The 13,402-nt window shown below is 73.2% G+C and carries 15 protein-coding genes; 6 read left to right on the top strand and 9 right to left on the bottom strand.

Translation table 11 applies throughout. The features are described from left to right. Positions 1–105: 105 nt before the first annotated feature. The 4 genes from lon to ACWD5O_RS14925 all read right to left on the bottom strand — a co-directional run bounded on the left by lon (position 106) and on the right by ACWD5O_RS14925 (position 4,479). Positions 106–2,436 (bottom strand): endopeptidase La, encoded by a 2,331-nt coding sequence (gene lon, locus ACWD5O_RS14940; protein ID WP_450085618.1) that lies wholly within the window; start codon positions 2,434–2,436, stop codon positions 106–108. A gap of 38 nt (positions 2,437–2,474) precedes the next feature. Further along, positions 2,475–2,759, bottom strand: a complete 285-nt coding sequence (locus tag ACWD5O_RS14935) for a hypothetical protein (protein WP_450085617.1) — start codon at positions 2,757–2,759, stop codon at positions 2,475–2,477. A gap of 43 nt (positions 2,760–2,802) precedes the next feature. After that, entirely contained in the window at positions 2,803–3,663 is an 861-nt protein-coding gene (locus ACWD5O_RS14930) for a manganese catalase family protein (protein ID WP_450085616.1), read from the bottom strand. Positions 3,664–3,747: 84 nt separating this feature from the next. Next, complete coding sequence (locus ACWD5O_RS14925) at positions 3,748–4,479, bottom strand: sensor histidine kinase (RefSeq protein WP_354962215.1); 732 nt, start codon at positions 4,477–4,479, stop codon at positions 3,748–3,750. Positions 4,480–4,544: 65 nt separating this feature from the next. On the opposite strand from ACWD5O_RS14925, the gene ACWD5O_RS14920 reads away from it, so the two are divergent. Beyond that, a complete protein-coding gene (locus ACWD5O_RS14920; protein WP_354962216.1) occupies positions 4,545–5,186 on the top strand; it encodes a response regulator transcription factor in 642 nt (213 codons plus the stop codon). 149 nt (positions 5,187–5,335) lie between these two features. Further along, positions 5,336–5,683 (top strand): histone-like nucleoid-structuring protein Lsr2, encoded by a 348-nt coding sequence (locus ACWD5O_RS14915; RefSeq protein WP_354962217.1) that lies wholly within the window; start codon positions 5,336–5,338, stop codon positions 5,681–5,683. A 154-nt stretch (positions 5,684–5,837) separates the two neighbouring features. Here the strand turns inward: ACWD5O_RS14915 and ACWD5O_RS14910 are convergent, their stop codons facing one another. The 3 genes from ACWD5O_RS14910 to ACWD5O_RS14900 form a co-directional block, all read right to left on the bottom strand. Further along, on the bottom strand, positions 5,838–7,115 hold the full coding sequence (locus ACWD5O_RS14910; RefSeq protein WP_450085615.1) for a hypothetical protein: 1,278 nt from the start codon (positions 7,113–7,115) through the stop codon (positions 5,838–5,840). A 290-nt stretch (positions 7,116–7,405) separates the two neighbouring features. Then, a complete protein-coding gene (locus ACWD5O_RS14905) occupies positions 7,406–8,278 on the bottom strand; it encodes a hypothetical protein (RefSeq protein WP_450085614.1) in 873 nt (290 codons plus the stop codon). Positions 8,279–8,386: 108 nt separating this feature from the next. Then, positions 8,387–9,259 carry a phytanoyl-CoA dioxygenase family protein gene (locus ACWD5O_RS14900; protein ID WP_450085613.1) on the bottom strand — a complete coding sequence of 291 codons (873 nt, stop codon included), beginning with the start codon at positions 9,257–9,259 and terminating at the stop codon, positions 8,387–8,389. Between the two features lie 180 nt (positions 9,260–9,439). Between ACWD5O_RS14900 and ACWD5O_RS14895 the strand changes: the two genes are divergently transcribed. From ACWD5O_RS14895 to ACWD5O_RS14880, 4 genes are read left to right on the top strand one after another with little or no spacing between them, the layout of a single operon-like run. Continuing rightward, the gene (locus ACWD5O_RS14895) at positions 9,440–9,799 is read left to right on the top strand and encodes an Asp23/Gls24 family envelope stress response protein (RefSeq protein WP_354962221.1); all 360 of its coding nucleotides are present in this window, start codon (positions 9,440–9,442) and stop codon (positions 9,797–9,799) included. Between the two features lies 1 nt (position 9,800). Further along, positions 9,801–10,325: a DUF6286 domain-containing protein gene (locus tag ACWD5O_RS14890; RefSeq protein ID WP_450085709.1), complete on the top strand. Its 525-nt coding sequence runs from the start codon at positions 9,801–9,803 to the stop codon at positions 10,323–10,325. Beyond that, positions 10,322–10,903 (top strand): hypothetical protein, encoded by a 582-nt coding sequence (locus tag ACWD5O_RS14885; protein WP_450085612.1) that lies wholly within the window; start codon positions 10,322–10,324, stop codon positions 10,901–10,903. The genes ACWD5O_RS14890 and ACWD5O_RS14885 overlap by 4 nt, the downstream gene beginning before the upstream one ends. A gap of 60 nt (positions 10,904–10,963) precedes the next feature. Then, positions 10,964–11,689 carry a helical backbone metal receptor gene (locus tag ACWD5O_RS14880; protein WP_450085708.1) on the top strand — a complete coding sequence of 242 codons (726 nt, stop codon included), beginning with the start codon at positions 10,964–10,966 and terminating at the stop codon, positions 11,687–11,689. Between the two features lie 12 nt (positions 11,690–11,701). On the opposite strand, the gene ACWD5O_RS14875 is transcribed toward ACWD5O_RS14880, so the two are convergent. Together ACWD5O_RS14875 and ACWD5O_RS14870 are read right to left on the bottom strand one after the other, a co-directional pair. Beyond that, positions 11,702–12,661 carry a TerC family protein gene (locus tag ACWD5O_RS14875; RefSeq protein ID WP_450085611.1) on the bottom strand — a complete coding sequence of 320 codons (960 nt, stop codon included), beginning with the start codon at positions 12,659–12,661 and terminating at the stop codon, positions 11,702–11,704. A 120-nt stretch (positions 12,662–12,781) separates the two neighbouring features. Continuing rightward, entirely contained in the window at positions 12,782–13,315 is a 534-nt protein-coding gene (locus ACWD5O_RS14870; protein WP_354962226.1) for a CBS domain-containing protein, read from the bottom strand. Positions 13,316–13,402: the final 87 nt, after the last annotated feature.

Here is a 13,402-nt window from a genome sequence, read left to right as displayed (position 1 = left end):
TCGCGGCGGAGAGGTAGTTGAGGGTTCAAGCGAGACAGTAGCCCCGTGCGGCACAGCAGTGACCCCCGCCGTCGGAGAGACGGCGGGGGTCGCTGTGGTGTTGGGTCAGGCCGCGAAGAGAGCCGGACCGTCCAGCGCCTTCACGTCGGCCGGGCGCAGCGCCAGGGCGAGCACGTCGGACACGTCGGCCAGGGTGTGCACGGTCAGCGCCTCGCGCACCTCGGCCGGCAGGTCGTCCAGGTCCGGCTCGTTGCGCGCCGGGATGATCACCTCGGTGAGGCCGGCCCGGTGCGCGGCGAGCAGCTTCTGCTTCACCCCGCCGATCGGCAGGACCCGACCGGAGAGCGTCACCTCGCCGGTCATTCCAAACTCGGGGCGGACCGGACGACCGGTGACCAGCGACGCCAGGGCCGTCACCATGGTGATGCCGGCGCTCGGGCCGTCCTTGGGCACCGCGCCCGCCGGGAAGTGGACGTGGATCCGACGTCCGGCCAGAACGTTCGGGTCGATGCCGAAACGCCGCCCGTTGGAGCGCAGGTACGACAGGGCGATCTGTGCCGACTCCTTCATCACGTCACCGAGCTGGCCGGTCAGGGTCAGGCCCGGCTCGCCCTCCATGCTGGTCGCCTCGATGAAGAGCACGTCCCCGCCGGCGCCGGTGACGGCGAGGCCGGTGGCCACACCCGGCACCGCGGTGCGCTCGGCCGACTCCGGGGTGAACTTCGGCCGGCCCAGGTAGTCGGCGAGGTTGCCGGTGTCGACGCGTACCGGCGCCGGGTCCGTCGCCAGCGCCACCGCCACCTTGCGCAGGATCTTGGCGAGGGCACGCTCCAGCTGCCGGACGCCGGCCTCCCGGGTGTACTCCCCCGCGATCAGCGCGAGAGCCTCGTCGGCGACGCTGACCTCCTCGACGGTCAGCCCGGCCCGCTCCCGCTGCCGGGGCAGCAGGTGGTCCCGGGCGATGGCGACCTTCTCGTCCTCGGTGTACCCGTCCAGGGTGACCAGCTCCATCCGGTCCAGCAGTGGACCGGGGATGGTCTCCACCACGTTGGCGGTGGCCAGGAAGAGCACGTCGGACAGGTCCAGGTCGACCTCCAGGTAGTGGTCCCGGAAGGTGTGGTTCTGCGCCGGGTCGAGCACCTCCAGCAGCGCGGCGGCCGGGTCGCCGGCGTAGCCTGCGGCCAGCTTGTCCACCTCGTCGAGGAGCACGACCGGGTTCATCGAGCCGGCCTCACGCAGCGCGCGGACGATCCGGCCGGGCAGCGCGCCCACGTAGGTGCGCCGGTGACCGCGGATCTCCGCCTCGTCACGGACGCCGCCGAGCGACACCCGCACGAAGTTGCGGCCGAGCGCCCTGGCGACGGACTCGCCGAGGCTGGTTTTGCCGACCCCGGGCGGACCGGCGAGGGCCAGCACCGCGCCGGAGCCGCGACCGCCGACCACGCCGAGGTTGCGCTCGGCCCGGCGGTTGCGCACCGCGAGGTACTCCAGGATGCGGTCCTTCACGTCGGCCAGGCCGGCGTGGTCGGCGTCGAGCACCGCCCGCGCCGCGGCCAGGTCGGTGTTGTCCTGCGTACGCGTGCCCCACGGCATCTCGAGCACGGTGTCCAGCCACGTGCGGATCCAGCCGGCCTCCGGGGAGGCGTCACTGGCCCGCTCCAGCTTGCCGACCTCGCGCAGGGCCGCCTCGCGGACCTTCTCCGGCAGGTCGGCGCCCTCGACCCGGGACCGGTAGTCGGCCGAGCCGTCCGGCTCGTCCTCACCCAGTTCCTTGCGGATCGCGGCGAGCTGCTGGCGGAGCAGGAACTCCCGCTGGGACTTCTCCAGCCCCTCGCGGACGTCGCTGTTGATCTGCTCGGTGACCTCCTGCTCGGCCAGGTACGCCTTCACCCAGCCGACCAGCAGCTCCAGCCGGGCGGTGACGTCCGGCGCGGCGAGCAGCTCGGTCTTCTGCTCCAGGGTCAGCCAGGGCGCGTAGCCGGCCGAGTCGGCCAGCTCGGACAGGTCGGTCATCCGCTCCACCGCGTCGATGACCTGCCAGGCGCCACGCTGCTGGAGCACGGAGGTCACCAGGGCGCGGTACTCGCGGGCGAGTTCCCGGGCGCGGCCGGCGGGAGCGGGTTCGTCGAGTTCGGTCGCCTCGACCCAGAGTGCGGCGCCGGGGCCGGGCACGCCAGAGCCGATCCGGGCCCGGGACAGGCCACGGACGACGGCGGCTGGCTCACCATCGGGCAGCCGGCCGACCTTCTCGATGGTTGCGACCACACCGACCGGGCCGTACTCACCGTCGATACGCGGCACGGCCAGCAGCTTGCGGTCGCCGGTCGCCCGCGCCGCGTCGATCGCGGCCTGGGTGGTCGGGTCGAGGGTCACCGGGATGACCATGCCGGGCAGCAGAACGGCGTCGGTCAGGGGAAGTACCGGAAGAGTTGCCATCGAACACCTGCTATCGCGTTGACTTGAGCGTGTCTCACTCAAGTAACAAAGCGTTCCCCTTGTTCCGGACTGTGACCCAGACCACTGTCCCGCGTCGGACGACGGACCGGAAACAGCAGCTCACGCGCCAGCCGCCCGCCACCGGCCACCGCCACGGCGAGCGGAATCGCCAGGCTGATCACGGCCAGGGCGACCACGATCCGGCCGGGCAGCCCGGCGCCGGCGGCGAGCAGGGTCAACCCGGCGAAGACCGCCAGCTTCATCCGGGTGCGGGCCACGGGGACCACACCGGCCTCCCGGGTGGGTGCGGCGACCGACGGCATCGTTCCTCCTTCGGGGTACGGGCGAGCGGCGGGCACGTCGGCGTCAGGTGGCGCCGTCGTCGAGCAGTTCGTCCGCCAGATCCGGGTTGGTGCCGTACAGGCGGGGGTCGCCGGGTGCGAGCACCGGCTCGGGGGCGTGTGCGCGGGGGTTGTCGTCGTATCGGAACTCGCCCCTGCCGTCCGGGGTGGGGCCGGAGGCCCAGCGGCCCCGCGCGGCGTCCCGGCCGGGAGAGAAGTCCAGGTAGGTGTAGCTGAACTCGTCGGTGAACTGCGGGGAGTCGGTGAAGGCGTCCGGCACCGGCATCTCCTCCAGGCCGTCCTGTTTGAGCTGCTCGATGGCGGCCATCCACATGTTCTGGTGCATGGTGTCGCGGGCCAAAAGGAAGCGCAGCATCTGCTTGACCCCGGGGTCGTCGGTCATGTTGAACAGCCGGGCCACCTGCAGGCGGCCCTGCGCCTCCGCGGTGACGTTGAGCTGGAAGTCGGCCATCAGATTGCCGCTGGCGGTGATGAACGCGCCGTTCCAGGGCATGCCGTTGCTGTCGGTGGGCAGGGCGCCGCCACCACCGTGGATGAAGTGCGCCGGGTTCGACCCGCCGTAGACCGCGGCGACCATCGGGTTGTCGTCGGCGGCTTCCTGCAGTGACAGTGGGGCGTTCTCCAACAGGCGGGTGATCATGGTGGCGATCATCTCGACATGGCCCATCTCCTCGGTGCCGACGTCGAGCAGCAGGTCCTTGTACTTGCCGGGCAGCCGGCAGTTCCAGCCCTGGTAGAGGTACTGGTTGGCGACGGTCATCTCGCCCCACTTGCCGCCCAGGATCTCCTGCAAGCGGCGGGCGAACGCGGCGTCCGGGCCGTCCGGCTTGGCCTCGAACTGCAGGTCCTTGACGTGGCCGAACATCGGGTCCTCCTCGCTGCCGGGAGCTGGCGCGAGGAGGATCCCCACCCCGGTGACCCGGCCGGGCCAACCCGTGTCCCCGCGGGGTCAGCGCACCGGGCGGACCACCGGCAGCAGCACCTCCAGCGCCACACCACGCGGCCGCAACCGGTGCGCCCGCAGCACTCCCCCGTCCGCCGCCAACAACTGCCGCACGATCCAGAGACCGAGGCCGGACATCCCGACCGCCGGCGCCGGGCGGCGCATCGCGGCCAGCAGCGCGTCGTCCACCCGCCCCTCGTCGGTGACCAGGATGCTCAGCCCGCGGCGGCCCAGCTCGGCGTGGAGGCCGACCTGCCCCTCCGCCGGCCCGTGCCGCACGGCGTTCTCCACCAGGTTCACCAGCACCTGCCGGGTCCGGCCGGACGGCACCGGGCAGGAGCCGGCGCGCCGGGTGGCCCGCGCCCGCCGCCGGTACGCCGGCACCAGCGCGGCGGCCTCGCGCAGGATCCCGGCCAGCGGTACGAGCGGCTCCGGCTGGGGAGCCAACGCCAGCGCCCCGGTGCCGGCGGTCGCGCCGCGCAGCAGGCTCTGCAGGTGGGCGGCCTGATCGCGGGCCAGCTCGGTGATGGCCCGCCGGTCCGCGCCGGTCAGCTCCCGGCGTTCGTCGGCGAGCGCCCGGGTCAACGAGGTCAGGGTGCTGACCGGGGTACGGAACTCGTGACACAGCACGCGCAGCAGCAACTCGGAGTCGGCCGCCGAAGGTCGCAGCTCACCGGGTACGGGCTCGGTCCGGCGCAATCCTCGCAGCAGGCCGTGCAAACCGCTCCGTGCGCGCATCCACTCGACTCCCCTCGTTCGGTGCGTACCCGCATGATCAGTACCCGCTGGGGAACGGCGCAGACATGCCGGACGCCGCCACCATCCGACTCGCCGTCGTGGACGATCACCCCCTCTTCGTCCGCGGCCTCGAGTTGCTGCTCGCGGCGACCACCGACGGCCGCGCCGAGGTGGTCGGCTCGACCGGCGACGCCGCCGCCGCGGCCGCCCTGGTCAGCCGTTGCCGCCCCGACCTGGCCCTGGTCGACCTGCACATGCCACCACCCGGCGGCATCCGGGCGGTGGCCGCGATCCGGCGGACGACCCCTCGCGTACGAGTGGTCGCGATGTCCGGTTCCTCGGACCCGGCGCCCGCGCTGGAGGCGCTGCGGGCCGGCGCCGAGGGGTTCCTGCCGAAGACCAGTGAGCCGGAGGAGCTGCTCCCCCCGCTGGTCGCCATCCTCGACGGCTGGGCGGTGCTGCCGGCCGAGCTGCTGCGCGCCGTTCTGCGACCGTCGCGCGCCGCACCGGTCGACCTCGATGGCGAGGAGCGTCGGCTGCTGCGGGCGATCGCCGCCGGTCGCAACACCGTCGACATCGCCGAGGAACTGCACGTCTCGGAGCGGACGGTGAAACGGATGACCGCCGCACTGCTGCGCAAGCTGCGGGTGTCCAACCGGGCGGAGGCCGCCGCCGTCGCCGGACACGCCGGCCTGCTCGGCGAATGAGGCGGACCCCACGATTCAGCTTCCGTTCGCGGTTTTGCGAGCGTGAAATCGCGACGCGCCGAAATGAATGGGACGCATATTGTTGCGGATTCCCGTGGTGATAGGTCAGACTTTGGACACATCCCGCCACACACAGGGAGTAATCGGCAATGGCGAGAAAAGTAATCACGGTGCTGACCGACGACCTCGACGGTGGGAAGGCCGACCGGACCGTCGAGTTCAGTCTTGACGGCGTGGCCTACACGATCGATGTCTCGGACGAGAATGCGGGCGTCCTGCGCAAGACGCTGGATCCGTACATCAATGCGGGTCGGCGGATCGGCCGGGGCCCGGTGGAGAACACCCGGACAGTTCGGCGGCCGGGGCGGCCCAGCGGCGCCGGAATGGATCGGGAGCAGAACCGGGCCATCCGGGAATGGGCCGTCAAGAACGGCTACAAGATATCCGAGCGGGGCCGGATCCCGGTCGAGGTCGTCGAGGCGTACAAGAGCCGCTGACCGAACGACATGGGGACGGGGTCTCGCCGGCAACGGCGTGGCCCCGTCAGATTTTTCGCCGGCCTCCTCGCCCGGAAAGACACGCGGCGGCCGGTCACCTGGGCTGTCCGCCCCGGTGACCGGCCGCCGTTGGTCGGCTCGATCTGTTTCCGACTCAGTTGACCTCGATACGCACCGCATCGAACGCCGGGGTCTGGTTGGCCCTCTCCATCATCGGCAGACGGTGCGAGCCGTCACCGGCCCATACGGCGCACTGCGCGGTGCCCGTCTCGGGCAGACCCGGGATCTGGATGGTCACCTCGTCCGGCTGGGCACTACCGCGCCCGTCCTCGGTGGCGACGAAGAACGCGGGCACCTCCTGCGGCTCCGGCGGAGTGGTGAGGCTGTCCAGCATCCGGCAGGCGGTGTGGAAGTGTCCACGGACCAGGCCCTGGTCGTTGAGCAGCGAGCTCTCCACGTAGTACCCGCCCTGGCCGGCGGCCAGGAAGCGGTCCCGGATCAGGTTGCGGGTGCTGACCCGCAGGGTGAAGGCCTGGTTCTGGCCGACCTGGTCGGGGAACTGGGTGATCAGCAGCGAGGGGTTGTTGGCGGCCGCGCCGACCTCACCGAACTCGGTGCTCACGCAGCGGTTGCCGGTCTGGAAGCCGTCGTGCGGCTGGAGCTGGCTCTCGTCGCAGTTGTTGGCCAGCACGCCGAGCCCGGCGCCGGGAGCGTTGCCGCCGCCGTTGTCACCGCCGCCGTTGTCACCGCCGCCATTGTCGCCACCGCCACTGTTGCCACCGCCACTGTCACCGCCGCCGTTGTTGCCACCACCGCTGTTGCCGGTCGGCTGCACCTGGCATTCGGCGAGCTGCGCCAGACCCTGCGGGCGTGGCCCGACACGGTCGATGGCGGTCGTGATGCGGCTCAGCACCGCGCGCCGCTTGGCCGCCAGCGGCTGCAGGATCGCGTTGCGGATGAAGGCTTCGCCCTTGCTGCCCTCGGCGGCCAGCCGGCGGTCGGCCTCGGCGATCTGGGTCTGCAACTGGGCGAGGTTGCGGTCCACCTCGGCCCGGGCCCGGTCCGGCACCTGCGGCAGCTTGGCCGTCACGTCCGGGCAGGCGATGGCCGAGCCGCTGCCGACCGTGCCGTCCTTGCCGTCCTCACACTCGGGCACCGACTGCTGCCCGTCACCCCAGTGGTTACGCACCCAGCGACCGTTCTGCCACGTCCGGGTGGTTGAGCCGCCGCCATTCGGCGCGGTGGCGCCCGGGCTCGGCTGCACACACTGTCCAGAGGCCGGCCGGGGATTGTTCGGCCGCCGGTCCTGGGCCGACGAAATCTGGGTCACGGCGACTACTCCGCCGAAGACCACGAGCGTGCCGACAACGGCCAGCAGACGCTTGCTCCGCGCGTTGCCGGATGACCGGCGCGCCCGTGTGGACCTGCGCATCGAATTGCTCTCCTTCTCGATCCGGTAGTGGATTCCTGCCCTCGGCGGACCGACGGATGTGAGATGGCACGCCACGGCGACGACCACCGCGACCTACCCGGTGACGTGTCGATGGCCGACGATGCCCTTTCCGCACCGTCTCCCGCGTCCCGTCGACGCGGATGGGAGATCCTCTTCATTCGCGCAGGAGTACGGGACGGTGCGCGGGAAGGTTCAACCGACGCACAGGAAATTGCCGGATCTGGCGCGAGCCGTGCGGGAAGGGTCGACCGGATGCGGTGGGTGACGGATCAGTCGACGCAGAGGTGGTCGAACGCGAAACCGCCCACCAGTTCATGCCGGCGCCGGCTCAGCGCGACGATCTCCGCGGTGAGCTCGACGCGCGGCAGCAGGTCCGGGTCGACGGGTCCGGCGGCGCGCAGCCGTTCCCCGACGGCGACCGTGGCGAGGTCCTCGGCCAACCGGGCCGCGTCGACACCGCAGGAAAAGCGCTGTTCGGTCACCGACACCCGCTCGACCAGGCACGCGTCCGGGCGCACCTGCACCCAGCTCCACCCCTGCGCCGGGCCGTCCGCCCAGCTCACGTGCAGCCCCCGCACGATCGGGTCGGCCAGCCGCCGGGCGACGTACGCCTCGACCGCCGCCGCACGGGCCAGCGCGCCAAGGTCGTTGACCGGCCCGGTCCGCCCGTCCGGCAGCCGGCCGAGAATGTCCCGGAAGTCCACCGGGTTCAGCTCGTCCCCGGCGCCGCCCGCCGCGTAGTCCCGCGCGTCGATCACGTACTCCACCAGGCGTCGGCCGTGCTCCGCCGCGCGCAGGGTTGGCGAGCCGATCCGCAGCACGGGCAGCCCGACCGCCGCGCTCACCGCGTCCTTGAGTCGCTCGGCCCGCTGCTCCGCGGAGCCAGCGGCCGGGACCGGGCCGATCTCCACGGCGACGACCGGCCGGCCGGTGTCGGCGGCGCACACCACGAGGTCGAAGCCGGCCCGGCTGGCCGAACTCCACTGGCTGCCGGTGACACCGGGCGGACGCCCCTGGACCAGTTCGCTGAGCCGGCGCGCCGGGTACACCCGGTGACCGGCGCGGGTGAGAAGCGCGTCCTGCTCACCGTCGGCGGGCAACGCCCGCAGCCAGCCACGGTCGTCGCTGACGGTGCTCGTCATCTGCCTGATCCATCCGCCGGTCGGTCGAGCCGCGCCGAGTCTAGGCGGTCGATCATGGTGCGCGCCTCCGCGGGGCGGCCGGGACCGCCCGGCCGGCCGGACCGGCGGTTACTCGGCAGCGCCCATCACCAGACCCTCGATGGTGTGCTTCTGCCGGATCGGCTCCAGCCGGTCCACCACCGGGCAGGGCAGGTGCTCCCGGACCAACGCCGGCAGGCGCTTCCAGTAGCCGTGGGTGATGGCCATGTCGTGGTGGGCGGCGTTGCCCGCGCCGGGGGCGTCCACGCCGAGCACCAGCACCGGGCGGGCCGACCGGGAGACGTTCGGGGTGCCGCGGTGGATGGTCAGCGCCGACCGGGCGGAGATGTCCCCGCGCCGCGGGTACTTGCGCACGGCCCGCTGCTGGTAGCGGGGGTAGCGCTCCCGGGGCGGGAACATCTCGTGGTCGAAGTCGACGTCGTCGTCCCACTGTGTGCCGGGGGCGATCTCGAACGGCCCCATCTCCTCCACCGTGTCCACGGTGGTCAGGTTGAACGCCAGCGAGGTGAGCCGCCGCTGCCGCCGGGTGTCCTCCGGCATCGGGAAGTCCCGGTGCCAGGGCTGCATCGCCGCCCCGGGAAAGGGGATGTCGAAACCCAGTTCGACGATCTCGTACTCCGGGCCGAGCACCGCCCGGCAGACCGACACCACCCACGGGTGGCTGACCAGCTCGACGAAGCCGCGGAGTTGCTCCGGATGGATCTCCACGTACCAGCGCTGCGGGCCGCGACCGACCGCGGCGTCGGGTCGGGAGCGCGCCTCCTCGAACGCGACGGCCACATCGTTGCCGACCTGCTCCACCCAGGCCGGGTCGAAGGCGCCCCGGCAGGCGGTGATGCCGTCGCGGTAGAGGTCGCCGAGTGCCTCGACCGGCACCTCGTCGTCGCCGCTGGGCACGGGGTGGGCGGCGGGTGTCGCCGGGGGCGCCGGGGGAACACGCATGGGGTCTCCTCGGGACGGAAGCGAGCGTTACAACGTTGTAGAAGCGTGTCAAGGACCGCCGGAGCGCGCCAGCGCCCGGACCAGTGCTGTGACCCGGATCACAGGCGGGCCCGGGTTCCAGGGTCACCGCAGGGTGTATCCAGCGGGGGGCACCGGTACCGGACCGGTCGGGAGGTCAGCATGTCGCGACAACAGTTCGGCGTCCTCGCCGGTAACGGCGCGGGCCGGCGGGAACACGGCACCGCCGGATCGGCGGACGTCGCACGGATCGCCGCCGACGCCGCCGGCCGGGTCCCTGGCGTGTCCGGCGCCCACCCGGCCACGGTCCGCGTGGACGAGCGGTCCGTGAGCCTCGACCTGCACCTGGTCACCTGGTACGGGCACAGCGTCCCCGCCGTCGCCGAGGCGGTCCGGGTAGCCGTCGCCGACCGGGTGGCGGCCGACACCGGGCTCACCGTGGCGGCGGTGACCGTCACGGTGGACGACCTGCTCGTCCCCGGCGTCGACGGTCCCCGGACCGGGTGGACGGCTGGTGGCTGACATGCGGACCGGCAACCGGGTCGCCTCGCTGCTGCTTGCCGTCGCGCTGCTGGCCGGCGGCACACTGCTGGCCGCGCAGGCGCTCCTGGTGGCCCTGGATCGCCCGGCGCCGCTGGGCACGGGGACCGGCTGGTACGAGACGCTGACCAGCACCCGCTGGCGCGACCCGGGCGTCCGCGCGGTGGCCGGCGGGGCCGTGCTGCTCGGCCTGGCCGTCCTGGCCGCCCAGTTGCGACGCTGGGCGCCGGTCCGTCTGCGCGTCGACGAGCGGGACGGCTGGTACCTGCACCGCCGCTGTGTGGAACGCCGGCTGGCCGACGCGGCGGGCACCGTGCCGGGCGTACGCCGGGCCCGGGTCCGGGTCCGCCGACGCGGCGCCGAGTGGCGGCCCCGGGTACGCGCCACCGGCGACCCGGCGGCCCGTGCCGAGGTGGAGTTCGCGGTGCACCAGGAGCTGCACCGCCTCGCCGCGCCACGCGCCGGCCGGATCGAGGTCCGGCTGCTCCCCCGCGGGCGGCCGGTATGACGGACGCCGCGCACCGACTGCTGTGGACCATCGTCGCGCTGCTGCTGGTGGCGGGCGGCTCAGCGGCGCTGGCGGTCAGCTTCGGTGTGCTGCCCGGCGCGTTCGGTGTGCTGCCCGGCCCGGACCCCGGCGCGGCGCTGCTCGGTGCCGGTCTCCTGAGCCGGTGGCGGCTGGCCACGCCGTGGACCACCCTGGCCGCGGCGGTCGCCGGGGCGCTGCTCGCCCTGACCGGTCACCAGCTGCTGGCCTGGGAGCTGCGCCGACCCGGCTCCTCGGTGCGGGGCACGCTGACTCACCCCGGGCGGCGCCCGGGTCGCACCCGACTGGCCGCCGACGTCCTCGTCCACGCACTGGAACGCGACCTGACCGGCGCCCCGGGAGTACGCCGTGCCCGGGTGGTGCTCACCGGCGCGCCGCCGCGACCCGACGTGTGGATCCGGGTGGACCTGACGGCCGACACCCCGACCGCCGGTGCACGCGAGCACGTCCGCGCGGCGGTCCGCCGGTTCGCGACCACCGCCGGCTGCCAACCGGCGCACCTCGACGTGACCGCCCGGATCGAGCCCGGACGACCCTGACCCGCGCCGCACCAGCCCGGCCGGCATGATCGGTACCGGATGACCGACGGAGGTGCGCGGGTGCGGGTGGTGTCGCTGGTGCCGTCACTGACCGAGGCGGTGGCGCTGACCCTGCCCGGTGCGCTGGTCGGGGCCACCGACTGGTGCAGCCACCCGGCCGGGCTGGACGTCGCCCGGGTCGGCGGCACCAAGTACCCGGACCTGGAACGGGTCCGCGCGCTGCGGCCGGACCTGGTGCTGCTGAACGTGGAGGAGAACCGCCGGGACGACGCGGAGGCGCTGCGGGCCGCCGACGTGCCGGTGCGGATCACCTATCCGCGTACCGTCCCGGGTGCGTTGACCGAGCTGGCCGAGCTGCTGGCCGAGCTGGGCGCGCCGGCGGAGCCGGCCTGGCTTCGGGCGGCCCGACGGGCGTGGGCCGAGCCGCCCCGCCTGAAACCGGCCCCCCGGGCGGTGGTGCCGGTCTGGCGCCGGCCGTGGGTGGTGCTCGGCGGCGACACGTTCGCCGGCGACGTGCTGCACCGGCTCGGCGTGGTCAACGCGTACGACCAGCACGCCGAGCGTTATCCCCGTCCGAGTCTGGCCGAACTGCGCGACCAGCGGCCCGAGCTGGTGGTGCTGCCCGACGAGCCGTACCGGTTCACCGCCGGCGACGGGCCGGAGGCCTTTCCCGGCGTACCGTGCGCTCTGCTCTCCGGACGACACCTCACCTGGTACGGCCCGTCCCTCGCCGAGGCGCCCGCGCTGCTGGCCGACCAGCTGTCCCGTCCGGTGCTGAGCGGCTGAGGTCGAGCGGGGTCAGCCGGTGGTGCGGGCGCGCCGGGCGGCGATGAGGCTGGCCACGATGGAGACCGCGAGGGTCAGCACCACCACCGCGAGGGTCAGCCAGACCGGCAGCTTGCCCACCGGCGTCTCGGCCAGGATCAGCTTCAGCCCCGCGAAGGCGAGCAGCAGCGCCAGCCCGTAGCGCAGGTAACCGAAGTGGCGCAGCAGGCCGGCGAGGCAGAAGTAGAGGCTGCGCAGCCCGAGCACGGCGAACGCGGTGGCCGTCCAGACCAGGAAGGTGTTCGTGGTGATCGCCAGGATCGCCGCCACCGAGTCGATGGCGAAGACCACGTCGGTGGCCTCGATGGCGACGAGTGTCACCAGCAGGACGGTCGCCATCCGCCGGCCGTCGACCCGGGCGGTGAACCGGTCGCCGTGGTACCGAGGGTCGGTGGGGACCACCCGCCGGAACAGCCGGACCACCGGATTGCGCTCCGGGTCGACGTCCGGCTCCCCCCGCACCGCCAGCCGCCAGCCGGTCCAGATCAGGAAGGCGCCGAGCACGAACCCGGCCCAGGTGAGCCGGTCCAGCAGCTCGGCGCCGGCGAAGATGAAGACCAGCCGGAACGCGAGCGCGCCCACGACGCCCCAGAACAGCACCTTGTGCTGGTAGCCCGGGGGCACCCGGAAATAGCCGAAGAGCAGGGCAAAGACGAAGACGTTGTCCACCGAGAGCGCCTTCTCCAGCAGGTAGCCGGAGTAGTACGCGACCGCCGGGTCGCCGCCGAGGCCGAACCAGACGACCAGGCCGAACAGCAGGCCCGCGGCGATCCAGACGCCGCTCCAGACCAGCGCCTCCCGCAGCTCGATGACGTGGCTGTCCCGGTGCATGAGCACGTCCACCCCGAGCATCACGGCGATCACCGCGCCGACTGCCGCCCAGGCCCACAGCGGCACCGCGACCGTCGCCTCAGCCACCGGCGCCCCCCGCATCGACCCTGCGCACCGCCCGCCCGCACCGCCGGACGGCCGCTCCCGAGCCTAGGCGAGCGGCCGATCCCCCGGCGGCGCTCCGGCGAAGTCGGCACGCGCCAGCCGGGTTGGCGACGGTGCTCAGGCGACCGGCGTCACCTGCGCCGGATCGAAGGCGGTGTCGTCCGCCTCGTAGCCGATCGTGTTGGTCACCTGAACCACGCCGCTCACCTGGGCGGCGAGCCGCCCGGCGAGGTCGACTGCGGAGCGGCGGTCCAGCCGTCCGGCCAGGGTGACCTCGCCGTGGCGGACCTCGACGGTGACCAGGCCGTCCCGCACGGCGAGCACCCGGCGGAGCACCTCCTGCACCACGTCCTCGCGGATCTCGGCGTCCGAGCGCAGATGCACCCGCAGCAGGTCGGCGCGACTGACGATCCCGTCACGTCGGCGACGGCTCTCGAAGACCCGCCGCTGCGCCGGCTCGCCAGCGCGCTCGATCCGGTGCAGCAGGTCGGCCTCGGACACCACGCCCAGCACCCGGCGGAACCCGTCGACCACCGGCACCGCGCTGACCCCGTGACGCACCAGCACGTCCACGATCTCCCGGTACGGGGTCTCGGCCACCACGGTCGCGACCTCCCGGGTCATCACGTCACCCACCTGCCAGGTCCTCATCACGGCCTCCCTCTCGTCGTCCACCTCGGACGTTACGGCCGGACACCCGCCGCGGTCAGGGCCTCCGGGCCACGCCGCAGGGGTCGA

The organism is Micromonospora sp. NPDC005161, from assembly GCF_053599855.1.
This window is presented reverse-complemented; position numbering and strand designations above follow the sequence as displayed.